Annotated in this window: 21 protein-coding genes, 2 tRNA genes and 1 pseudogene; 9 read left to right on the top strand and 15 right to left on the bottom strand. The window is 66.5% G+C overall.

The features are described 5' to 3' along the window. Positions 1-7: 7 nt before the first annotated feature. The 10 genes from CHC11_RS31200 to CHC11_RS31160 all read right to left on the bottom strand — a co-directional run bounded on the left by CHC11_RS31200 (position 8) and on the right by CHC11_RS31160 (position 11,288). Entirely contained in the window at positions 8-853 is an 846-nt protein-coding gene (locus CHC11_RS31200; protein WP_089315442.1) for a sigma-70 RNA polymerase sigma factor region 4 domain-containing protein, read from the bottom strand. Positions 854-975: 122 nt separating this feature from the next. After that, positions 976-1,386 carry an ATP-binding protein gene (locus CHC11_RS31195; protein ID WP_089315565.1) on the bottom strand — a complete coding sequence of 137 codons (411 nt, stop codon included), beginning with the start codon at positions 1,384-1,386 and terminating at the stop codon, positions 976-978. 76 nt (positions 1,387-1,462) lie between these two features. After that, the gene (locus CHC11_RS31190; RefSeq protein WP_089315441.1) at positions 1,463-2,248 is read right to left on the bottom strand and encodes a Scr1 family TA system antitoxin-like transcriptional regulator; all 786 of its coding nucleotides are present in this window, start codon (positions 2,246-2,248) and stop codon (positions 1,463-1,465) included. A gap of 255 nt (positions 2,249-2,503) precedes the next feature. Continuing rightward, a complete protein-coding gene (locus CHC11_RS40710) occupies positions 2,504-3,151 on the bottom strand; it encodes a hypothetical protein (RefSeq protein ID WP_143227395.1) in 648 nt (215 codons plus the stop codon). Then, the gene (locus tag CHC11_RS31185) at positions 3,152-6,037 is read right to left on the bottom strand and encodes an HsdM family class I SAM-dependent methyltransferase (RefSeq protein ID WP_089315440.1); all 2,886 of its coding nucleotides are present in this window, start codon (positions 6,035-6,037) and stop codon (positions 3,152-3,154) included. It abuts the gene before it with no gap. Between the two features lie 692 nt (positions 6,038-6,729). After that, entirely contained in the window at positions 6,730-7,542 is an 813-nt protein-coding gene (locus tag CHC11_RS31180) for a transporter substrate-binding domain-containing protein (protein ID WP_245919989.1), read from the bottom strand. Between the two features lie 145 nt (positions 7,543-7,687). Then, positions 7,688-7,894 (bottom strand): site-specific integrase, encoded by a 207-nt coding sequence (locus CHC11_RS31175; protein ID WP_342750018.1) that lies wholly within the window; start codon positions 7,892-7,894, stop codon positions 7,688-7,690. 520 nt (positions 7,895-8,414) lie between these two features. Continuing rightward, on the bottom strand, positions 8,415-8,969 hold the full coding sequence (locus CHC11_RS31170; RefSeq protein ID WP_089315563.1) for a hypothetical protein: 555 nt from the start codon (positions 8,967-8,969) through the stop codon (positions 8,415-8,417). Positions 8,970-9,351: 382 nt separating this feature from the next. Next, on the bottom strand, positions 9,352-10,143 hold the full coding sequence (locus CHC11_RS31165) for a DUF1963 domain-containing protein (protein WP_089315439.1): 792 nt from the start codon (positions 10,141-10,143) through the stop codon (positions 9,352-9,354). A 590-nt stretch (positions 10,144-10,733) separates the two neighbouring features. Further along, complete coding sequence (locus CHC11_RS31160; RefSeq protein WP_089315438.1) at positions 10,734-11,288, bottom strand: carboxymuconolactone decarboxylase family protein; 555 nt, start codon at positions 11,286-11,288, stop codon at positions 10,734-10,736. Between the two features lie 383 nt (positions 11,289-11,671). Here CHC11_RS31160 and CHC11_RS41705 point away from each other — a divergent pair, with 383 nt between their 5' ends. Then, complete coding sequence (locus tag CHC11_RS41705; RefSeq protein ID WP_179279092.1) at positions 11,672-11,845, top strand: hypothetical protein; 174 nt, start codon at positions 11,672-11,674, stop codon at positions 11,843-11,845. On the opposite strand, the pseudogene CHC11_RS31155 reads toward CHC11_RS41705, so the two are convergent. After that, positions 11,825-12,010, bottom strand: a pseudogene (locus tag CHC11_RS31155) (IS5/IS1182 family transposase); the annotation flags it as partial. The gene CHC11_RS41705 and the pseudogene CHC11_RS31155 overlap by 21 nt on opposite strands. 140 nt (positions 12,011-12,150) lie before the next feature. Between CHC11_RS31155 and CHC11_RS31150 the strand changes: the two are divergent. After that, the gene (locus tag CHC11_RS31150) at positions 12,151-12,762 is read left to right on the top strand and encodes a hypothetical protein (protein ID WP_089315437.1); all 612 of its coding nucleotides are present in this window, start codon (positions 12,151-12,153) and stop codon (positions 12,760-12,762) included. Positions 12,763-12,866: 104 nt separating this feature from the next. Here CHC11_RS31150 and CHC11_RS31145 read toward each other — a convergent pair whose 3' ends face one another. Beyond that, entirely contained in the window at positions 12,867-13,262 is a 396-nt protein-coding gene (locus tag CHC11_RS31145; protein ID WP_089315436.1) for a hypothetical protein, read from the bottom strand. Between the two features lie 422 nt (positions 13,263-13,684). Here CHC11_RS31145 and CHC11_RS31140 point away from each other — a divergent pair, with 422 nt between their 5' ends. Continuing rightward, complete coding sequence (locus CHC11_RS31140; protein ID WP_089315435.1) at positions 13,685-14,482, top strand: GNAT family N-acetyltransferase; 798 nt, start codon at positions 13,685-13,687, stop codon at positions 14,480-14,482. Positions 14,483-16,457: 1,975 nt separating this feature from the next. On the opposite strand, the gene CHC11_RS31130 is transcribed toward CHC11_RS31140, so the two are convergent. Beyond that, positions 16,458-17,066 (bottom strand): cadmium resistance transporter, encoded by a 609-nt coding sequence (locus CHC11_RS31130; protein ID WP_245919987.1) that lies wholly within the window; start codon positions 17,064-17,066, stop codon positions 16,458-16,460. A 147-nt stretch (positions 17,067-17,213) separates the two neighbouring features. Between CHC11_RS31130 and CHC11_RS31125 the strand changes: the two genes are divergently transcribed. Beyond that, complete coding sequence (locus tag CHC11_RS31125; protein ID WP_245919985.1) at positions 17,214-17,942, top strand: PP2C family serine/threonine-protein phosphatase; 729 nt, start codon at positions 17,214-17,216, stop codon at positions 17,940-17,942. A 100-nt stretch (positions 17,943-18,042) separates the two neighbouring features. On the opposite strand, the gene CHC11_RS31120 is transcribed toward CHC11_RS31125, so the two are convergent. Beyond that, positions 18,043-19,074, bottom strand: coding sequence for a hypothetical protein (locus CHC11_RS31120; RefSeq protein WP_089315432.1), 1,032 nt, complete (start codon positions 19,072-19,074; stop codon positions 18,043-18,045). 79 nt (positions 19,075-19,153) lie between these two features. Here CHC11_RS31120 and CHC11_RS31115 point away from each other — a divergent pair, with 79 nt between their 5' ends. The 4 genes from CHC11_RS31115 (at position 19,154) to rpmG (ending at position 21,083) form a co-directional block, all read left to right on the top strand. Beyond that, positions 19,154-20,281, top strand: coding sequence for an acyl-CoA dehydrogenase family protein (locus CHC11_RS31115; protein ID WP_089315561.1), 1,128 nt, complete (start codon positions 19,154-19,156; stop codon positions 20,279-20,281). 79 nt (positions 20,282-20,360) lie between these two features. Further along, positions 20,361-20,433: transfer RNA gene (locus tag CHC11_RS31110), tRNA-Thr, on the top strand. 293 nt (positions 20,434-20,726) lie between these two features. Next, a tRNA-Met gene (locus CHC11_RS31105) sits at positions 20,727-20,800 on the top strand. A 118-nt stretch (positions 20,801-20,918) separates the two neighbouring features. Beyond that, positions 20,919-21,083, top strand: coding sequence for a 50S ribosomal protein L33 (rpmG, locus tag CHC11_RS31100; RefSeq protein WP_026404241.1), 165 nt, complete (start codon positions 20,919-20,921; stop codon positions 21,081-21,083). 288 nt (positions 21,084-21,371) lie between these two features. On the opposite strand, the gene CHC11_RS31095 is transcribed toward rpmG, so the two are convergent. Next, complete coding sequence (locus CHC11_RS31095; protein ID WP_089315431.1) at positions 21,372-21,950, bottom strand: NUDIX hydrolase; 579 nt, start codon at positions 21,948-21,950, stop codon at positions 21,372-21,374. Positions 21,951-22,250: 300 nt separating this feature from the next. Here CHC11_RS31095 and CHC11_RS31090 point away from each other — a divergent pair, with 300 nt between their 5' ends. Continuing rightward, entirely contained in the window at positions 22,251-22,955 is a 705-nt protein-coding gene (locus tag CHC11_RS31090; protein WP_089315430.1) for an LOG family protein, read from the top strand. Positions 22,956-23,105 lie beyond the last annotated feature (150 nt).

Here is a 23,105-nt window from a genome sequence, read left to right as displayed (position 1 = left end):
TTCCTCGTCAGGTCGGCGCCTCGTCGTGCCGGTAGATCGGGGTCAGCAACTCCGTCCGCACCGGCTCATGGGTGTCCGCCGTGTACTCGGTGCCGACCACGACCGAGAACCGCTCGTTGCCGACCTGCCCCCACAGGCTCCCGATATCCGTGGTCAGCAGGTGGACAACACCGAGCGACCCCTCAGGGTGGATACCGGCGATGGCCAGGAAGCTCCCCTTGCCGTCCGGCCGAGGCAGCCGCCCCAGATAGCCCACGTCATAGTTCCGCGCCGGACGGTCTTCCTGTCCGGACCGGTGCCCCTCGCCGGTCCGAGTGTCGCGAAGCAGCCACCCGACCTCATCCCGCTCCCACTCAAGAACGGGATCCTTGCCGTACGCCTCGTGCATCGCGGGGGACATCCGGGGCCCGCAGATCACCAGCATCCCGGAGCGGTTGAGGTCGATCCCGCCATCGAGCCCGACATGATCGGATTTCACAGTCAGATCGAACGTCCGCGCCAGGTCTTCCAGCCGCTGCCCGGTCTTCAGGTCGTCCAGCGCGACATACGTCCGATCGCTCGCAGGGTCAGGACGCAGGGGAGTAACGACGGTGACCTCACCCGCCCCCAGGAACGCGCCCTCAGGTGCCGGCCCCGTGTGCCGGATCTGATGGATACGCCCGCGGCTCAGCCCCGCCGCCTGGGCGATCTGCGCGTACGACATCCCTTGCGCGTGCAGGTCCTGAATCAGCCGCCGCCGCAGCCGCGCCAGTTCGGTGACCTCCTGTTGAGCCTCCGCCAAGCGCTCAGTAGCAGCCCGAAGCAGTTCGTATGGGTCATCGATCTGCGCGATGCGCTCCAACTCGCCTGGCATGACACCCCCTCCAGCATCCACCAGGGAGTCTAGGACTCTAGACACTGCGCCGGAAAGTTCACGCCCCGTTGAGGAGCTGACAACGCGCAGCCGCCGCCGACGACGCGGTATCGGCGGACCGCTCACACCGCCGCGCCGACGACGTCCGCCCAGACCCGCCGCCCGACCCGAACATGTTCGCTGCCCCATGCTTTGGAGACCGCGTCGACGAGGAACAGCCCACGCCCGGATACGGCATCCGGGCCGCTCGGTTCATCGTTCACCGTCGGTTGCGTCGGGGCTCCCATGTCGACCACGGCCACCCGGACATGCCCGTCCTGCAACCCCAGTTCGAGGACGAAGTTCCCGTCGTCCTCCCCGCTGGCCGTGTGCTCCACGGCGTTCGTGCACAGCTCACTCACGACCAGTTCGACCAGCCCGGCAACCTCGTCCGGGACACGGCCGGCGATGAATGCCCGCCCGAAGGCTCTCGCCTCACTGATCGATTCGGGTCGGCCCGCGAACAGCCGGGACAAGCGCGTCACGTCGATCACCACCCGCGCGTCTAGGGGGCTGAACACCCCGGGGGACACGCAGCGTATGACAGGTCTAGGGGGCTATTCAATACGCTCAGTGAATAGAGCGCAGAACTTTCCGCAGATCACCGGCCGCCCGCTCCACCAACGCCCGAGCCTCGTCCCCGAACACGGCCACCCGCTCGAACCCCTCGAAGATCTCCACGTACGCCCGCACCTCGTCCTCGTCGGTCAAGGTCAACTCACGCGTGAACGTCTCCACCGACACCGCCGCATCGTCGTACACCGAGAACCCATGCAGCGGCACACGCGACACCGCCGCCCCAGGCACGATCCCGAGCCGCACGTTCGCCCGCCCCGACACCTCCGCCAGGTGGGCGAGCTGCCCCGCCATGCACTCACCCGACCCCGGCCACGTCCGCAAGACGGCCTCCGCCACCAGGACCACGAACCGGCCGCCCTCGTCCTCCAGAACCGAGACGCCGGCGACAGCCGCCCCGATCGCAGCCGCATACTCCGCCGTCCACAACAGCCGAGGCATCACCACAGGCTCAAACGCCCGGACAACCCGAGCCCCCGCAAGCAGCTCCACACCGGCCCCGCTCCGGAACGAAACCCCCGCATCCACCCGACGGGACGTCTCCGCATAAGCCTCACGAACCAGACCCAGCAGCCGCTCGGCCTCAGCCGGCCCAACCTCCAGAGCCCCGACCAACCGGGCAAGCACCTCAGGATCAGACACCCGCCGCCCGGTCTCCACCCGAGACACCGTCGGCTGAGGAACCCCAGCCCGAGCCGCCAGGCCGACCCCCGACAACCCCGCCGAGGTCCGAAGCCGCCGCAACTCCCGCCCGATCTCCTCCAGCCGCTCAGCACCCATAACCGAGCGTTCTACCACCCACGAGCCCCAACCAAGGCCCTCACGACGAGACGAGCAACACCACCAACCAAACCCGCAGGTCAGCAGCCATCACACCCTGCCGGATGAGGACTTTCAATACGTCTTCAAGGGCGCCCGCTACGCGGTCGCCGGCGGCCGCCCGCCCCGGCGCGCCGGGCATGCGGCCTGTCCCGTCCGGTCCCGCCGCGCCGGATCGCCCGACCGCCTCTGGCCGTATGCGATCTAAGCGGCGGTTCAGCGCAGGTCAATCCACTTGTGGATTAGTCGACTATCCGGCGCGTGTTGACTGTGATGGACGAAGACTCGTGGGTGAGTGCTCGCCTGCGAAGTCAGCGACTCCTGTGGATTGCGTGCGAGCGAGACGAGGGCCGAGTTAATCCAGTCGACAAGAACTGGAACATCTCCGCTCTGGAGATAACCCACCATGAGACCAGGCACGCCCGGCTGTCCATAACGTCCATCAAGGAAACGTGCCATTCCTTGGGTGACATAGAGACGGGCAAAAGAGCGATCACCCCGCAGCACTTTCGCTTCCAGTCGTATCTCAACGCCCCCTACTTCAAGGGTCAAATCCGGAATAGGCGCCGCGAGAGGATCCGCTAGGCCATCTAACATCTCTTGAGAGGGCTGAGCCGCCTCATAATAAAGCTTGACTTGGGCGTACTTGTATCTTTCCGCCAAAATTACTTGACGGCAGAATGCGTAAAGTCTGACCGTACAAGAGCGTTCATGATGATTGTAGCTACTGAACGACTCTTTCTGCCAAAGAGTAGCTGCACCAGAAAATAGGTCGTATAGGAGAGAATCGGCGTCCGCTGCCGCCTTGCGGGCAAGCCAAACAGACGCGCGTCCCTGAATGTTCGGCAGAATCTCGCCAAGCATCTACGCCTCAAAAGCTAGGGCCGAGAAGATGCGATCGGCGTCGTCAAGTGCGGCGTTATAAGACCAGCGATCCCGGTCGAGAGTCTTGACGATATAAACCGAGTCGCCATCGATAAAGAAGCCTGCAGGTTGCGCGATAACAGCGGTCGTCCGTGCATTTGAGGCAAGGGAGTCAGTAAAACGACCCAAATCGATACTTGAGGGTTGTTCGGTGAGACCTGCTTGTCTTGATTCTGGCGAAAAATGTACTGACACCATCGAGTACCCTGTCTCGAAATAGTGACTGGTGTTGATGACAAGGTCCGGAAGACTGGCTGATAGACGTGAGGCAAGAACCGAACGATAGTTACCGATTGTAGCGTCATCAACTGTCGGAACGGCCCGAGCATTTGCCTGGAAGCGTCGGACTCCCTGAACGACCCCTTGTAGCACCCGCTCTCTATCCATATCGTCGAGCTTGTACATGTCGAAGACGACGTTATCGATGTCCTCTGCCAGGTCCTCGAAGGGCGCGGGCGTACTGAATATTTCTTCGAGAACTCGCATCTGATGCTCATCTGGCTTGGCGATTGGCATCGTTCGCAACTCGTTGGGGTCTACGGAATCGCGTTCTACGCCCCAGGAGGCGGCGGTGAGAAAGTGCCAATACTGGGCAAGCGATGATACGAGGACTGCTGTTATTGCCTTCAGGAAGTAGCTATCTTCCGTTGCTCCAGCGATACCGGTCGCGTCACTCGAATAGACGACATCATTCTCATAGAAGGCGGCCGTAAGGCGGCCCCTCGGCATCGTTCGGCGGATGAGAACCATAGGTCCTCTGTATAGTGCTGGCGAATGCCGGTGAAGAGTCGGGCGATCAAATACTTTGGTTGGCAAGGAAGAAACGTGCAGCGGATCGATCAAACTGGAGTCGAGTTCAGGGAGGCCTCGGAGTTCGCTGGCATCCTTCTGGCGAGACCTGGGCGCATCCTTGAAGCCTTGTCCCATAGCCCAGTTATTCTCCGCGACTACGCTTTCTAGCGTGGGATGCTCAAGGCGCAACTTGTCGATCAGTTCTAGATCCCGAACGGAACCCCATAGCAGAACTTTCCAGATATCGGGGCGATGGATAGCAGCCAGACTACTCACTGCCCGAATCTCTTCTGGTGCAATGACGAGCCCATCTATGGCTACATTAAGCGTGCGGTTATGAGGGGCTACATGGAGGATGGACCGATCGGCTCTCCTCGAATTATCTTCCTTTCTTGAATCGGGCCGACGCGCAACTACAACTGCGGTCGGTGCAATCGCGTGCGCAAAGATGTTCTTCCTCAGAGCTGACAAGTCCACGACTGTCCTGAACTCTAGCTCTTTGAAGGCGGCAGCCCGAAAAGCAAGATTCGGCTTGCTGCGATTGTGAAGCATCGCCTTCGCTGGCATGACAAGGCCGAGGGAGCCCCCTGGCTTCAGCATCTCCGTGGCCAGCCACACGAAGGCTTGGGCTAGCTGCTTATCGCCGATATGACGATCTTTTTCTTTGAGGAAACGTTGTGCCGGGCCGGTAATCTTACTCACCCAGGGTGGATTGCTTACGACAATGTCGAAAGTCTCTCCCGACAGGGCATGATCATCAAATGCGTCAGCAACGACGACGTTCTTCCCGATAAGCTGGGGCAGGACGACACTGTCCCAAATCGTCGGTGGATCGACCTGCTCCAGTAGGCTGAGATAGAGACCAAATACTGTAGCCCGAGCCGCTGGTTTGTTGATATCAATGCCGAATATGTGCTTTTGAAGTACTTCGGTGAGTTGGTTGTAGCCGAGGGTGGAACTAACTCTGCTCTGTCGGTAAACGAGTCGTCTAAAAGCTTCGGTGATGAAGGCTCCACTTCCGCAGGCGAGATCCACTATTCGTGGCATATCGTCCGAATCGAGTGGTAGCAGTTCATCCAAGACGAGGTTAACGAGGAACTTGGGGGTATAGTGCGTAGCCTCTGACGCTCGCTTGTCTTCCAGTAGTTGCTCGTAGACGCTGCTCACTAGGTCGGGTGGAACGATCGAGAAATCGTATGGCCATAGAGATGTTTGGCCCGTTGCGAGGTCGTCACCACGCAACAAGGCAGCTGCTGCCTGGAGATCCTCGTCATCAAGCGCCATGATGGCGTCGGGCATTGCTCCAAAAACGTCGCCATTGAATTTTTGCGCTAGGCCTTCAAAAAGTCGCAGAGTCGAGGACACTCCACCCATCAACAAGGAGTTGAAGTCTTGCGTCCCAGTTAGTTCATACAGGTGTCTAGCATCTAGGACCTGCCGGTCAACTAGGTAACTGACAATCAGAGTCCCGCCGACCAGGTCATCAATGGCCGAAGCACGCCTAAGCGACTCTCTCCCATGGCGCTGACGAAAGTATCGAAGATTTTTAAGCAGGCTTCGGTCGACGCGACGGCTATCGCGGTAGGAAGCAAGATGGTCACGTGCGAACACGCCCGCCTCGACTTGCTTTCGTGCAAATGCTTTGAGTACTTCTTCTGCTCGCTCCGAATGCGAAGCAGTCGAGAGTGGTCTCGCATGCGGGTTTGAGTCGTCTCTGGGGTTAGAGAGAGCATTAAAAACAGTAGTTGAGCTGTCAGAATCGGAAACGATCAATAGTGGAACCCGACCATAGTTCCACAAGCGCTTCCGTAGACCGGAGAGGCCATCGACCTGCGAGTCCATGGCAGCGAATCCGACGAGCGGGACTCCGTCATAGAAAAAGGCAGCGTCTAGCCCTACCTTGTGCTCCAAGTCATGCCAGATGTACCCCCGACCATCCGACGGAGCATCACCCACGGTCACCAAGCCATCGGAGCCCACGTAGTCGAGACCATCCAGTACGTGGGCGAGGCTCTGGGGCAGAGTAACGCTCATACGTGAAGGCTAGTGGTTTTATCCCGAGAGATCACGTATAGAACCCAGCCCGTTGCCTTGCCCACAGGGCAGTCCCGCATGGCTGTCGTCAACGGGCAGCCCGGCAGTCCCAGGCACGGTTGAGGGTGGGGGACACTGAACGATCGCTGTCGCCCTGCTGCCAGAGCTCACCTTGGCCGGCTTCGGCCTATGGTTCCGAGCCGCTCGGCTTGGGTGCTGACGCAGCGCATGGAGGACCGCCGTACAGCATGGGTACAGCAGCGGTCTGTACGACTGCTTGGACTTTGACGGCTCAGCGAGCGTGAAGCGGGGGCCTCGCGGCCCCCAGCCCCCCGCGGGCCGGAGGGCACACCCGCGCGAAGCTGTCTGTCACACCTTGGGCGCCGTTCGCGCGGGTGAGCCCTCCGGAGCGGTGTGTGAGGCTCCGGCGATTGTGCCTAATGCGGGCCGAAGTTCGACGGGCGGGCGGCGTTAGTGCAGATCAGGGGAGTCCCGCGGTGGGACTGTAAATCCGTCGGCTTAGTTTAAGCAGGTTCGAACCCTGCACCCGCCACCGTCATGTAGAACGGCCCCTGACCAGCTAAAACGCGGTCAGGGGCCGTTCTCGTTGTTACCCGGTAGATCCTCACTCCTACCGGCCATTGCCGGGTGTTCACGGAACAGTCACGGAACACGGCAGGGCGTGCAGTCTTCTAGGCGCACCCCTCGAACTGCGGCACCTCGATGATCGACAGGTCCAGCCCGGTGCCGCCGAACCACCGGTGCGTCAACCTCGCCGCCGTCCCGTCCTGGTACATGCGGGTGATCGCCCGGTTCAGCGCCTCGCACCCCTCGACGTCGCCGCGGCGGAGCCCGATGCCGGTGTTCTGCTCGCTGATCCGCGCGTTGACAAGCCGATACCCGCGGCCCTCCCGCCGGACGAGGCCGGCCAGGATGACGTCGTTCGTCGTGATCGCGTCCACCGTCCGACCCTTGATCATGCTCATGCACTGGTCATAGCTCTTGGCGGGGACGGTCCTGGCGGTCATGCCGTGCACCGCCAGCAGCCGCTGGATGGGGTCGGCCCCCTCGACGGCGCAGAACCGGCGCCCGGTCAGGTCCCGGACGCCCTTGACGCCGCGCTCGTCGGCCCGGACCAGCACGTCCTGGTAGGACATGTAGTACGGCCCGGCGAACGCGATCTGCGTCTTGCGTTCGGGCGTGACCGACAGGGTCGCGAGGACGAGGTCGGCGCGCCCCGACGTCAGCGCCGTGATCCGCTCGGACGCCAGCACCTGGACGAACCGCACCTTCTTCCCGAGCCGGTCCGCCACGTACCGCGCGACATCGATGTCGAACCCCTCGAACCGGCCGTCCGGTCGCCGCAGCCCCAGCCCCGGCAGGTCCGGCCGCACCCCTACCACCAGGGTCGGCTCGTCCAGCAACGACTCGGAGCCGCTCTGCCCGCACGCTGTCAGCATTCCACCCGCCAGCACGACCGCCGCCAGAACCCGCCCTACCGCCACCCGGACCTCCCGCACGTTTCCGACGAAATGACCATAGACCGGCTGAAGACGCTGGAGGCGGACGCCGGACTCATTCGCCGCGCGGGCCGAACTCCACGCAGCAGTGACCGGTGTGGGGGGAGCGTGGTCTCGATGCTGGACGCGCCTAGTCGTCGTCCTTGAGCGCGTCCTCGATACGGCCGTTCCTCATGTGATCATGGCCGTCGATGCACCCGGCGTAGACCCGTAGCAGCACGTCGACGCCGTGCCCGGCGCGGCGGGCGACCTCGGGCGCCGGAACGCCGGCGTTGAGGCCGAGCGTGACGCCGCTGTGGCTGAGGTCGTAGGGCCGTCCGGCCAGGGGAGAGGCCACCTGTGCGGGTGTGAGCGCCGTGTGGCGGGCGAGCTGTTTCCACGGCCAGGGCCCACCGGGACGCCCGCCGGAAGTTGCCCCGCCGCAGTACTCCGCCGTTCGGGCCCGCGAAGACGAGATGCGACGCATCCTCGGCGACGGGTGGCCGCAGGTGTTCCCGGATCAACGGGACGAGGCCCGCTGGGAAACTCACGGTGCGCTTGCTCGTCCGAGACTCGGGAGCCCCGATCACCAGGTCACTGGTGTCAAGGGGCCGCGGCGCTCAGGCCGCTGCGCGGTACCGCGCCAGGTCGGCCGGAGCGTGCGGCGTGGACGCCGGTCACCGGACGGCCGCGCAGGGCCGCGCGCCGTGCCACGCCCGCCGGCCCCGCCCGGACCGCTCCCCGCAGGGGCGCGCCGCCGCCCTGACGAGTCGACGCCGGAGCTTCCAAGGCTGTTTGGTGATGAGCACCAGGGCGTGACTGTGATCGAACGCCGTTTGGATTCGCCCGCGTGTAGCGACCACGTTCGTTGATGATTTTCACCGACACCCGGTGGGGGCGGGCTGGCGGCGGCGCAGGTGGTAGGCGGCGGTCAGGGCGAGCAAGATCGGTCCCCACGCAGCGATCGGGGTGATGGCGGTCTCGGCCAACGCCTCCCACCAGATGTTCTCGTACGGGGTCCCGTCGATGACTCCAAACCGGGTGAGTCCCATCATTACCGTCACGACCGTCATGACCAGTCCGCCGAGCGCGGCGGGGATGACCACCAGCATCGGCGGGACGCGCCTGCCGCCGACGATCGGGACCCAGGCTGGGAGCACTTCACCCCACCGACTGACCAGGCCGATCGCCGCCAGCGCTGAGGCCTCGGTCAGGATGCTGAGCCCGAACACGTACGGGATGGAGATCGCCAGACGGGGCAGGCTGGTGTCCTGGACCTGTCCCATCGGGAAGTGGAACGCGAACGGCAGCCGCCACAGGCACGAGGGCAGCAACAGCAGCGGCAGCGCGTAGGCCAGCCGCAGAGCCCAGCGGGGAGCCGGCCGTTCGGTGTCGCTGGTGGCCGGGACCTTGTGAATCAGCTTGATCGCCATATGCATAGATTGCCTGGCCTGCGAATACCGCAGATCGCCCACGAGGGGTTAAGTGGTTCCCCCGGACGGGTGAATCAGCGTCCCGCTCTCAACGATCGACGGCAGCGGCACAATCTATGGTGGACGACTGACCGGCGCGACCACACCGCGACGCTCTCACCAGGGCGTAACCTGGCCTTCGGCCGGCCATGCCAGCGCACAGGGAAGTCGCGGCCCTCACGTCTGTCGACGACGCGTGGATTCGCCCGACGTTGACAACGTGCGGCTGGTCCTACGGATGTGTCGTGGCCCAGCTTCCATTGAGGAGTGGCTCCACCGTGGTGAGGCGGATTATGTTCTTGTGAGATTTGGCCCATCCCTCGCCCCACCGAACGGGTTTCCTCTAACCAGCGTCCAACGCGACGAATGTCTGTGAGTAGTCGCCGTCGCGAAGCGCCTGCCTCGGGATGAGGAAGTTCAGCGAACCTCCCTTAGGGAATTCCCACTCGCCGAGGTTGCTGGAGAGGTGGAGAAGGTGGGTGTACTCCCCCCGCAGATCCGGGAGCGGGTCGCCCGGCGCTGTCCACAGCGGCCAGCCGAAGGCTTGGTCGACATCGATCGCCCCCGGGTAATACCCGCCCGGGGAGTCATCTCCGGCGAACAGGCTGGTCACCGACTCCGCTGGGTCACAGATGCTTGTGAGGTCGGGGCCCGGGTCGAGCCCGAAGCCCTCGATGAGATCGTCCAACGTTCCGCCCCACCACATGTCGGGGAGCGACAGGCCAGGTTTGGCGTGCAGCGGGACGGCTGCGAAGACGTGATCGTCGGGCGACCTGAGCTCAACGGCACTAGCCGGGTCCGCAGGGATGACCCGACAGTCTTCGAAATCATCGAGGAAGAAGTTGAGCAGTCCAGGCCGAACGGGCAGCTCGTCCCCGAGCCACGGGGCGAGTTCGTCGGTGTCGAGCACGGCGTACAGGCTGAGTGGCAGTTCATCGGCGTATGGCCACGGCGTTTCCGGGTCCATGAGGGCCGCGCCGCCTAGGCGGCTGCGTCCCGCCGCCGGACGGGATTCGCCGGCCGGGCTGAGACCGAATCCCGGTCTGGCCAGCGCGGCCAACTGAGGTCCCAAGTGCTCCCCGAGGAACTCGACGCAGACCGAACGAATGTGGGCGGCTTCCGACTGGTGATCCATTCGCCCGATCCCATCACACGCCCCCGGCAGACCCGGCCACGGCGCCCGCAGCCTCGTCTCATCCATCCCTTGAGGGCGAGGAACATGATCGAGCGGTTAGCATCCGCCCCTTACGCGGGCCAGCACTTGCTGCCTGTCCAGGTCGTGCCAAACCAGCGCGGCAAGAGGCGACCGCAGGAGGTAGCAACAGAGAGGTGGAGCTTTCCCCGGTTCCACGGACACCTTGATCTTCCCCCGGTTCGGCGGCCTCGGTGGCTGGAACACCTGAGTTGAGCCAGTGCGATGCCCCACCGCGTGCCGCAGGTCGTACGGCCGCCGCGCCAGGGGAGGGGGCGGCCTGTTCAGGGGTCAGGGCCAGAGCCCGAGCCACCGCCCGGACATCGCCGTAGGCGGTGGAGCCGACGTTGCCGCCTCGCTCTGTTTGGAGGATCCGCCCATCGTCAGCAGTCCTGAACTCGGCGACGTGCTCCCGGAAAAGCCTCCCCGACCTAGCCGAGTTACGCCGTTGAATCCGGCAGTCTCGTGTAAATCGAAGCGAGTGGACGGCGCGGGCGGCTACTCCCGGAGTGCTCACCGGCGCACTTGCCGACTTACGCCTCCGGGTGGCCGAGTATGGCCAGGTATCCGCCGCTGACGATCGCGTCGGCGGACGCCGCGTATTCCGCGGTGTCATCGGGCAGGGTCGTGCCGAGGCCGTCCACGTACCGGTTGAACATGCAGAATGCGGCGGCGATCAGCACCGTGTCGTGCACCTCGACGTCGGTCGCGCCCTCGGCGCGGGCGGCGGCCACGTCCTCGGGCCGCACGTCGCGCCCGCTCCGCTGGACGGCGCCGGCCACCCGCAGCAGGGCCTTCAGTTTCGCCGGGATGGGCGCGCTCTCTAGGTCGGCCCGTACCTGGTCGACCAGCGCGATGCCCTCGGGGAGCTGGGCTGCGGCGAACGCCGCGTGCGAGGTGGTGCAGAACTCGCAGTCGTTGAGGGCCGAGACGTAGGAGGCGATCAGTTCCCGTTCTCCGCGGCCCAGCGTGCTCGGGCCGCGCAGCAGCACCTCGGCCAGCTCGCTCAACGGGCGGGCGGTCTCGGGCCGGTAGGCGAACAGCGAGATGATTCCGGACGCGTCGTTCCCCAAGGCGATATGCGGCATCGGTTCTCCAATCGTCCTCCCCACGTCGGGGGATTCGCTTTCCGTGCACAAGGAAGTGTCTCCCATCGGGCGCGCTCAGGGCAGGGGTAGGAAGGTGTCAACTCTGGCCATGCTGACATTCGTCTTCGCGGGGCCAAATACACTGGTGGGCTGTTAGCGGGACGGGGGACCGCCAAGCGTGCCTCCCGGAAGTCACTGATCACAGTGATCCGGACGTACGGTGTTGACTAACAGAAAGACAACCAGCCATCACCTTCCGCGAGGACCGTTAATCCGACCCCAATAGGTCCCTTTTCCCGACGAGGCAAGGTTGAATGTCCGACTCCATCCCCAACGTGCAGCTCAGCGCATGGCGCGAGGCGGACCACCCCCCGCGGAGGGATATGGCTGACGTGCTTTGCCGGACTTCCACGGCACGTGAGAAGGCACTGATCGGCGACGAGGAGCGGATCCGACGTTGGGAGCGCGGAGAGGTCCTATGGCCGTACCCGCCCTACCGCGGAGCACTGGAGGAGCTGACCGGGCGCACCGCCGATGCGTTCGTAGTAGCGGTGTAGTCGGCGGCAGCCGCTCGGCCAGGACCCCGTTCGTTCCACCACCCAGCGGTGCCGACCGAGCCGGTCGGAGGACTCGATGCCGCGTCGGGCGATGCGCGGGGTGGTGCCGCGATCGCGTAGCCAGAACCGCAGGTCGGTGTAGCCGTAGCCTTTGTCGCCATGCAAGTGGCGGGACGACGCCCGACGGACCGAACACCGGCGGCGGTCGTCACGGATCCCGCTTGTAACCAACTTTATGGCACCGGGAAAAACAGGCGCCCCGATTGGGATCGCCCTGTCAGACTGACGCCGTGTCTGGTCCTGAGATGAGCGAAATTGAGTACCTGCGAGAGGTCGAAGCTCGTAGTCGCGCCGTGGTCGACGAGGCTGCCGGCGAAGGATGGCTTGCCTATTATGAGGAAGTCGAGGAGACGAACCCACTGCGCAGGGCCTTGAACGAGTTGGCCAAGACGCTCCGGCACTACCACTACCAAGGTGACGGATGCCTGGATGAGGAGGACGACCGGCCGCGGATGCGCTTGGCCGGAGTCGTCCTGGTGAGGCCGGCGGCCATGCCGTTTGGAATGGACGACGACTACGAGACGGCATGTCAGCGACTCCACGTGGACCCGCGCCCCGAGGGGTGGGCGGTCTGGAACACCTGGAGCGAGCAGGGGCTGTCGGTGTCGCTCGTCATGACCGACATCGACGGGACGGAAGGGCTGCTCATCAACTGGGCGCGGGGAATCCCTACCTATCCGGTCACCCCTGTTTCGAGTCAGATTGCTCAAGTACATCAAGGCTGGGCGGCACCGATGACGGTCTCGCCCAGAGTGCGAAGGCATCTGGGCGTGGATGGTCTGCCCCTGGGGGCCGAGTCGACGCGAGACCTTCAGGCGCTGGCCGGTGACAGCCAAGGCGTGTCGGATGACTCATGAGAGCTGTACAGCAGCGGAGTACCGCAGCAGAGGCCTGCGTGGTGAGGGGCCCGGCGCGCCGGGCCCCCCAAGTGGTGCCCGGCTTGCCGGGCTCTCTCAAGTAGTCACCGCCGCCTTGCAGTGGCGATGATGCTGGCGATCCAAGCGTTGATGCCGATGCTGAACAGGACAACGCCGAGATCGACGAGGTAGAAGTGGAGAACACCGTCGCCGACGGTCTCCATGTAGGCGATCAGCAGACCGTAGCCCCCGAACAGGCCCAGGACAAGGGCCGCGTTACCAGGCCCCATGCGGCTTCCGACCAGGCCCCCGATGAACCCGCCGACGAAACCGAAGATGGCGCCGGTGATGACGACCCACCCCGTGCCGGGGACGGTGACCACGGCGCGCGGGTCGCCGGCCCAGACACCGAGGGCAACGATGAGGGCGAGGGCTCCGGAAAGAGCCCCGGCGGCACCGGAGGCAGCTCCGGTGAGTGCCGTGCGAGCACAGTTGTGCATGGCTTCTCCTTTGGTGACTTCCCCGTCGCGTCGACGGGGGAACACGAAAGACCGTCCCCTGCTGGGGCGCAGCGGCATGTTGATGGCGAGCCTGGATGGCGACGGCAGCCGGTCGACGTGGGCAGAGGTCAGAGCGGTGCACCCGCCACACCGGTGGAAACAGCCCCTGGCCAGGCGCAACTTGGTCGGGGGACCGGTTCTTGTCGTGTCCGGTTGTTGCTGATCTTCAAAGGGCTTCTACGGGAGTCTGACGGCGTGCCCCATTCCGCGCGAGATCATGAGCAGATGACGGACTATCCGACGGGACCGGTGCTGCCGCTGTGGTCGTCGACTGGCCCCAATCCAAGCGACCTTCTGAACATGCGAAGTCGGCGGCTGGACTCGATGGTCGTCCCTTCCCCCGTGTCCTGCAGGGGGCGACGGTGACGCTGACCTTTGGCTGGTCTCTGACGGATGACCCGGCCGAGTTCGTCGTGGGCGAGAAATTCCTGCTCGCGCGGGCGGCGACCAACCTCCCCCTGCTGATCGCGCTGGCCGCCGTCCGGCGCTCGGGCAGTGGGCGGACACCGCCGTCGTTCGGCTGGTGGACGGGCTGTGAGGGAGCAGTCGGCGGCGCGTTCGTCCGCCCGCTTTTCGGTCCGCTGCTCCTTGGTGACATGCCGGTGGAGGCTGCTGCTGCGTTGCCCGGGCAGTTGGACGGCGAGCCTCATGCGTGGGAAGGGCGCAGTGACCTGGTCGAGGCGTTCGCGTCGGCATGTCCCGGGCATCCGGTCGGTCCTCGATTGCGGCTGCATCGGTTGGAGACACTCAGGCCGTTTCCGACGCCGGAGGGATTCGCGCGGCCTGCGGCGCCGACCGACCATGACCTACTGGACCGCTGGTACGAGGCCGTCACCCGGGGCCACGGCACGCTCGGCGCCGTGGCCGGCCGAATCGCCTCCGGCGACCTGAACGTCTGGGAGACCGGTGGCCGCGTGGTGGCGGTGGCCGGTCACGGGCCCCGGTTCGGCTCGGCGGTGCGCATCGACCCGATCTACACCGCGAGCGAGTACCGGGGACACGGCTACGCGACCGCGGTGGTGGCCGCCGTCACCCGCTCACTGCTGGCCGCCGGTGTGACCGAGGTCGTGCATGTCACGACCCCGGCGAACCCCGCCGGTTACCGACGTCTCGGCTTCCAGCCCGTCGCTGACTATGTGACGTTCTCCCGCGTCGCCTGAGCCCAGGCCCTGAACGGGGGCGGCGATCGCCTCCAGCAGTCAGGCCCGCGGCCGGCTTCGGCGGCTGGTATCGCGGGGACATGATGCTGACGTTCATGGCCGCAGAGGCCCTCTCTTGAGGCCGTGGCGTCCACGGCCGCGTCGATCTGGAAGATCCGCGGTGTGGGCACCGGTCACCGCGCGGCGCGCCCAGTTGATCGCCCACCCCAGAGTCGCGCGGCGGCCGCGGCGAATCGATGCCGGCGCGTCAAACTCGTTCGGCGACGGGCGTCAGGGGCATGAAGAAGACGGCGGGGAGGATGAACCTGCCCGCCGTCGGTTGGGAAGCGATGGGGAGGGACCCCCCAACGCCCGCAATAGCGGCAGAGAGGAGCACCTCTCTCCGCAGGTAAGTTCAGCAGTCTGGCCGCTGAACTCATCGAGGGGATGCCACTCCCATCGTTGTGCATGGGGTTTCAGGTCGGGCGGACCTTCGACCTCACGATGGGGTGTCTTGCCCGAGACACCGATTCTCTTGGATGTATAACGAGAGTTGCCGGCCCTCGTTCACACCCGCATACACCCACGTCTTCTCACGTGCGATTCCTTGGGTGCGAAGCAAGAGTTAGCCCGGCTCTCGCACCGGCAGCGTACCGCATGCCTCGCCGGACATGGCGGTGGCCCTTCTCGCTGTAGCCCTCATATGGTTCGGCCAGTGGCCGTCACGGTCACGCTTGTCTAAGGGTTTTCGTCCACTAGAGCCCTTTCGGGCACCGATCAATAAGCAACGGTGCTCGCACGGGCCCTGCGGCGTGGGCGTGGGTCGCCGGCTGCCGATCCGACGGGTGCCCTGCTTCACAGGCGAGAAGTGGGAGCGCGATGAACCTGGATGGTGCTGAGGCGAGGCCGTCCGGGGTGTTGAGTGAGGCTCCGGTTCGGGCGCATGAGCGGTCGGGGGCTACCGCGCACTTGCTACCGGGCATCGCCCACGGACGGTCCCATCTGCGGGCCTCAGTCCCGTAGCGAATGAAAAAACCAGAGGAACGGAGCAGAGCAATGGGCCAAGACAACAAGCTCACCCGGCGCCAGTTGGCGGCGGCTGCGATCACGGGGGTCGTCCTGGCGGCGACCTCGAAGTGCGAGGAACGTCGGGGTTCCACCTCCCCGGAGGAGACCCCTGATTCCGGCCAGACCACCCAAGAGCGACCGAGCAACTGATCGCGTCGCGCCGGCCGGGCCCTCTCTCGACGAGAGAGGGCCCGGCCCCCTTCATTTTCAGGGTCCTGCTGGGATCACACGCCTGTCATCTCCGATCGGCTCTACTCGGGTTTCCGGACGACTACGAAGCCCGCCGGTGCGGAAAGCCCAAGGATGAAGGCTCCAGGCAGAAGCGTCGGTGCGCCGCGCGCAGCGGTGATCTTGCACCGAAGACTCAGATGGTCGAGGACTCGCCGTGTGAGCACGGCCGCGCAAAGCTGGATCTCGGTTAGGCACCGCGCGAAGATTTCCCACCGGAAAATGCGCGCGATAGTGAAGGCAGGCCCCACCGGAGAACCGGGAAAGGCATGTCCGGCAGCCGTGCCTGCGGCTCAGCGGAGAGACGGGGCCGGCCGATGCTCCGCCAGAACTGCGAATCGAGGCTCTTGTTCCGCGCCATTCGAGCGGGCCCTGCGACCTGCTCAGGAACCTTCAAGCCGAGCCCGGCCTTGTTCCCGCGGACGGGGCGCAGACCGCCTCTTCCGCCTCGCCCTGTCGACCGGCATGGGCACCAGGCGGGGCACCGAGCAAGCCGGCTTCGTCCGCATCGTCGATACGGCCATGGAGCGCTTCCACCAGCAGGTTCTGCAAGTACTCAAGCCCGATGTCGTGTCGCCCGCGGAGGCAAGGGGTTAGCTGCGGGAGCTCGCCCATCATGAGGCCGACTGTGTAGCCGAAGGAGCCCACCACCAGAGACATGCGCGTCTGTAGAGCGGTGCGCGATCGTAGCGGGACCGGGTTACAGGGCGAGGGCGTGGCGGAGGTCGTTGGCCGACTCCAGGACGATCAGCGTCCCGATGGTGATGAAGGCGATCGGGACGAGCCACCGGCCGTGCTGGTCCAGAAGGTCGATGACCTTCTTGTGCGAGCCCAGCCCGGACGCGGCCAGGCACCACAGCGCCACGCCGGCGGCGAAGACCGCGACGGTGACGAGGGTGGGTCCCGGGCCGATGGTGCGGAAGACCGGGGTGTAGGCCGAGATGTTGTCGGCGCCGTTGGCGATCGTCACGCCGGCGATAGGGAGCAGGCCCGAGGCCACCGCGGGAGGGCCGTCGTGGTCACGGGACCGGACGGCTGCGACGAGGCCGCGGACCCCCAGGCCCAGCGGGACGAGGCCGAGCAGGCCGATCCATCCGTCCGGGACGACCGTCAGGCCCAGCGCGGCGACCACCGAGACGAGGACCAGGGCGGTGATGCCCGCGTACTGGCCCGCCCAGATCTGCCAGGGCCTCGGGGATCCGGTCGCCCTTCCGGACAGGAAGAGGACGGTCAGGACGATGAGGTCGTCGACGTTCGTCGCCGCGAACATGCCGCACGCCGTCGCGACCGTGCCTGCGATACCGCCCACCCGACGGAACCTACAGGAGCGCCTCGGCTCGTCGTTCCGGTGCGAACAGGCCGGGCGACCACATCGGGACGCGGGGTGAGGGAATTGGTCTAGCGGCCCGAAACGGGCGGGCCAGCGGGTAGACCTGCACCTGTGCAGGTGAGTTATGTGAGCGTGGCGACGCCGGGACGGGAGAACGAGGACTTCGTGGCGGCCGGGCCCGGGTGGGTGGTGCTGCTGGACGGCGCGACGGCGCCGCAGGGGGTGGACAGCGGGTGCCGGCACGACCCGGCGTGGCTGGTGCGCAGGCTCGGCGGGCGGATCGCGGCGCTGCTGGCGCTGGAGGACGGCAAGCCGCTGCCCGACCTGGTCGCCGAGGCGATCAAGGTGACCGGGGAGGCGCACACCGAGACGTGCGACCTGGACAATCCGGACAGCCCGTCCGCGACCGTGTCGCTGCTGCGCCGCCGCGGCGGGGCCGTGGAGTGGTACGTCCTCGCCGACTCGCCCATCGTGGTGGACGTCGGCGAGATCAGGGTCTTCCGGGACGACCGGGTCGACCATCTGCCGAACTACACCCTGGAGGGCGTGCGGCGGTCGCGCAACAGCCCCGGCGGGTTCTGGGTGGCGAGCACCAGGCCGGAGGCCGCGTACGAGGGACTGACCGGTGAGGTGCCGGTCGAGGGGCTGCGGCGGGCGGCGGTGCTGAGCGACGGCGCGTCCAGGCTCGTGGAGAGGTTCGGCCGGATGGAGTGGGGTGAGCTGCTGCGCCTCCTGGACGAGGAGGGGCCGCGGGAACTGGTCAGGCGGACCAGGGTCGCGGAGGCGGCGGCGCCCGCGGCCCGCGGGAAGCGGTACGACGACGCCACCGCCGTCTTCGTGCGCTTCGACACCTGACCGCAACCGCGCCGCCGCCGTGTCGTCAGCGCGTCGGTGCCGCCGTGTCGTCAGCGTGTCGGTGCCGCGATGTCGTCAGCGCGTCGGTGCCGCCGTGCCGTCAGCGCGTCGGTGCCGCGATGTGCGGCCACCAGGCGCCCAGGTCCTCCGGCAGGTGCATGCCGTCCACGCGGAGGGTGGCGGGCATGAGGGGGAAGCGCCGTCCGGCGGGGAAGGTGCGCTCGTAGGACGGCGGGTCGACCACGACCACGCGGGTGCCGTTCACGACCGGGATGTCGGCCGGGACGCCCTCGTTCCAGATCCACTCGCCGTGCGCGTCGACGAGGTTCCACGGGCTGGAGACGACCGGCGGCCCGGGCGGGGCGTCGGCGTTCAGGAAGCAGGCGATGATCTCGGGGGCGGGACGGTCGCCGGTCAGCCCGCCGGGACGTCCGATGAGCGCGCCCCCGAGCAGGACGTGCAGCTGGAAGTTGTCGCCGATCCCGCCGACGGTGACCGTCCAGCCCCTGCGGCTCGCGCGGTCGAGGACGAGGAGGCGCTCGCCGTCCAGGACGCGCAGCAGCGCCTGGTAGTGCTCCATCTGCCCGAGGTACCGGGCGGCCTGCCCGGCGGCGAAGGCGAGGAAGTCGCGGTCGGCGAGGCCCGCCCGCACCGAGGGCCCCATCTGCAGGAGGGTGCAGCCCGCCATCGTGAACTGCGGCAGCGCGAACCACGACATCATCGCGGTCACGGCCCCGTCCCCGAGGTGCGGCGCGACGGTGTCGAAGACCTGCTGGGACGGCTGCTCCTCCTGCATGTCCGGCGGCGGCTTGCCGCCGGCGGCCTGGTCCCACGCGTTCGCGAACGCCAGCGCCGCGGCGGTGACCTCGGAGATGCGGTGGACGAGGGGCTCGCCGACGGCGGAGGGGTCGGCGCCGTTCTCGATCCAGGCGCCGGAGACGATGGCGAGCCAGCCGCCGAGGTTCGGGGGCGCCTCGGCGAGGCCCTCGGCCAGGCGGGGCAGCGCGGCGGTCATCTCGGCGGGGGAGGCCGTCTGGGACGCCTGCATGAGCTGCGGGAGGAGGTCGCCGAAAGTGCGGTCCTCGACCACCGCGGCCCGGACGATCTGATCGACGAGATGCTGGAACGACATAAATGATCACCCTGGCACATCGGGCGCGCCGGGCCGGAACCCGCCCACCATCCTGGAATCTGATTCTAGAATGGCGTCCATGGAGCCACAGGATTTCGCCGACGTGCTCAGGGCCGTCCGCAGCTTCGTCCGTGACCAGGTCGTCCCGCGCGAGGAGGAGATCGAGGAGACCGACGCGATCCCGGAGCAGCTGCGGCGGACGTCCCGCGACATGGGCCTGTTCGGGTACGCGCTGCCCGAGGAGTACGGCGGGCTCGGCCTCTCGCTGAGCGAGGAGGTGCGGCTCGTCTTCGAGCTCGGCTACGCCAGCCCCGCGTTCCGCTCCATGTTCGGCACCAGCAACGGCATCGCCGGGCAGGTCCTGGTGAACTCCGGGACGGCGGCGCAGAAGGACGCCTGGCTGCCGAGGCTCGCGTCCGGCGAGGTCGTCGGGGCGTTCGCGCTGACCGAGTCCGAGGCGGGATCCGACCCGAGCGCGCTGACCACGACCGCGGCCCGCGACGGCGACGACTACGTCATCGACGGCGCCAAGCGGTTCATCACCAACGCGCCCGAGGCCGACGTCTTCATGGTCTTCGCCAGGACGGGCGGCCCCGGCTCCCGCGGCATCTCCACCTTCCTCGTCGAGAAGGGCGCGGGCGGCCTGCGGGTCGGCCCGTCCGACGAGAAGATGGGCCAGCGCGGCGCCCACACGGCCGAGGTCTTCCTCGACGGCGTGCGGGTCCCCGCCGACGCCATGGTCGGGACGGAGGGGACGGGTTTCCGCACCGCGATGGCGTCACTCGCCCATGGACGGGTCAGCATCGCCGCCGTCTGCGTGGGTCTCGCCCAAAGGATCCTGGACGAGACCGTCGCGTACGCGAAGGAACGCAGCCAGAGCGGCAAGACGATCGGCGAGTACCAGCTCGTCCAAGGGCTCATCGCCGACTCCCAGACCGAGCTGTACGCCGGACGCTCGATGGTCGTGGAGGCGGCCCGCGCCTACGACGCCGGCGAGGACACCAAACTCGGCCCGTCCTGTGCCAAGTACTACTGCTCGGAGATGGTCGGACGGGTCGCCGACCGCGCCGTCCAGGTCTACGGGGGCATGGGCTACATGCGCGGCGTCGCCGTCGAGCGCTTCTACCGAGACGTCCGGCTCTTCCGCATCTACGAGGGGACGAGCCAGATCCAGCAGCTCGTCATCGCCCGCAACCTGCTGCGCTGACCAGCGCGGACAGCGGCGCGGGAATCCGGTTCGCACCGCGCGCCCGGGCCGTGTATGGTTTCACTGCGCGAACGACCAGGCCCCTTTAGCTCAGTCGGCAGAGCGTCTCCATGGTAAGGAGAAGGTCTACGGTTCGATTCCGTAAAGGGGCTCACGGCACACCGGCCGCCATCCGCACTCCGGACGGCGGCCTTCGTCGTACCGGGACACGGCCGCCGCCGTCCCGGCGGCGGCGAGCGCCCTGATTCGCTCCATACCTGGGCCTGTGGTACCGTCCCACCGGTTCCAGCAGGACGTTTCGCAGCTCATCGGCGCACCCGGTAACCTGTGAGACGGTCCCGCGGAGCCCGCGGAACCGGTTCCCCGATCCTCATCCGGGTTCTCGTGTTCTCAGGGCTCGGTGAGCATCCGGTATCCTGGCAATCCGGTCCACACCGACCATCGCGGCGGGGTAGCTCAGTCAGGCAGAGCAAGCGGCTCATAATCGCTGTGTCGCCGGTTCAAGTCCGGCCCTCGCTACTACCCAGGTCTCTCACTCCTCGACGGGGGTGAGCAGGCTGGGTCGAATCGCCGGCCGTCCCCCGGGGACGGCCGAGGTCCGAAAGTCCATGTCCCTAGCTCAGAAAGGCACTCCATCGTGGCTGCCACCGACGTTCGGCCGAAGATCACGCTGGCCTGCCAGGAGTGCAAGCACCGCAACTACATCACGCGGAAGAACCGGCGCAACGACCCGGACCGCCTGGAGATCAAGAAGTACTGCCCGAACTGCCGGACGCACCGTCCGCACCGGGAGACCCGCTAACCGAGGTCCGGACGGAGAAGTGCTGCTCTGACAGCAGGGCAAGGACCCACCGTCCGCATCGGGACGACCCGCTGGCCGCGGACGCATCGTCCGCACCGGGAAACCCGTCCACGGCGCGAGTCCGCCCCGCAGGCTTCTTCGCACGCTTGCCCCTGACACGCACATCAGCCCGTTCTCGCAGTAAGACCCGCGAGGACGGGCTGAACGTCGTTCTGGTGCCGTCCGTCTGAAGCGAAGGTCCCGGAGACCGGTCGGCAGCTCGGCTGCCGACCGGTCCCCGGGCGGGTGTCACGGACGGTTGCTCTTGTCCTTGAGCATCGCGTCCTCGATCTCCTGCAGTTCCGACTCGGCCATCTCGATCATGCCGGCCAGGACGAACCACAGGACCCACGACAGCGTGAGGCCGGGGTACTCCTCCCACTCCTCGCGGGTGATCTCGCCCCTGACGTAGCACAGGGTGCGCTCAGCCAGTTCCTGCAACTGTGCCTCGGAGACCCATCGCAGGTTGCGGAACGACTTCGCGTCGCAGTGGAGTTCCTCCACGTCGGCCACGGTGGCGCGGTACAGCTGCCACTTGTGGCCGAGTCCGAACGGGCCGTCCCCCCGCTTGCAGGGGTTGGTACGCCACTTCGGCTCCGGGAACAGCGGGTCCAGCGACGTGACGGTCAGACCCGTCTCTTCCCAGACCTCACCGTAGGCCGCTTCGGGGAAGTCCTTGAAGTGGTCCTTGACGTGTCCGCCAACGCCGGACGCGCCCCGGCCGTCGGAGATGTCGCCGATCAGGACGCCCAGCTCCGGATCGATGATGATGACGCCGACGGAATGACCGTCGCACCCTTCAGGGTGCTTATTTTGGGCAGCGTTCATCGCTGCTTCACTCCTTTTTCTTCTTGTTTGTCGGATCTCTCGCGGCCTTTTGCCGCAGTGGGGACAGTCCAGAACCGGCGGCCTTCGGCAATGGCCGAAGACGCCTCGACGGGCGACGGTTTCAGGGCGGTGCGCCCACTGGTCACCGCGGTGCGCACACGGGCCATCACCAGCGGGGAACTCGTCCGTCTCGGACGGTTGCGGTCGGCCCGGACCATCGGACGATCAAGACCGTGCCCGAGATCCGGGTGCCCTTACGACGTCTCGGACGGCGTAAGGAGCTTCAACGGAGAACACGAAATGACAGAACCGATTTTTCACTCCAGGTCGGCTGAGGGGCGCGTCGCTCAGGCGACCGTGGCCGCCGCGACCGAGCCGGCGGTGGTCGAGTCCAGCTCGTCCCTGGGCCTGCGGTCGCAGGCCGAGTTCGAGACGGGCTTCCGGGCCCTCGACGGCATCGGCAAGGCGGTCGCGGTGATGGGCAGTGCCCGCACCGCACCCGGCACGGAGGAGTACGAGCTGGGCGTCAGCGTCGGCGCCGCGCTGGCCGCGGAGGGTTTCGCGGTGATCACGGGTGGCGGTCCCGGTGCGATGGAGGCCGCCAACAAGGGGGCGTACGGCAACGGCGGGCTGTCGATCGGGGTGGGCATCGAGCTCCCCCGCGAGCAGCGGCTCAACCCGTACCTCCACATCGGGATCGAGTGCCGGTACTTCTTCACCCGCAAGGTGATGTTCGTGAAGTACTCGGACGCGACCGTGGTGCTGCCGGGCGGTAACGGCAGCCTCGACGAGCTGTTCGAGGTGCTGGTCCTCGTCCAGACCAAGAAGATCGCCCCGAGGCCGATCGTGCTGGTCGGCACGGAGTTCTGGGGGCCGATGGTCTCCTGGATCCAGCGGACGATGCTCGGCACCGGCAAGATCTCCCCGGAGGACCTCGACCTGTTCCACGTCGTCGACACGGCGGAGGAGGTCGTGGAGCTCATGCCCAAGCGCGCCGTCTCCTAGGGGCGGCGTGAAGTGGGGATCCGGCCCTTTGGGGCCGGATTCCTGAACGTCAAGAGCTCCCGGCCGGACAGCGGTTCGCTGTCCGGCCGGGAGTCTCGCTTTTGGGTACGGCCCTTCTGCTGCCGACCCGCTCACTCCGCAGGCCGCTCA

Source organism: Actinomadura mexicana, from assembly GCF_900188105.1.
In the GTDB taxonomy this organism is placed as follows: Bacteria; Actinomycetota; Actinomycetes; order Streptosporangiales; family Streptosporangiaceae; genus Spirillospora; species Spirillospora mexicana.
This window is presented reverse-complemented; position numbering and strand designations above follow the sequence as displayed.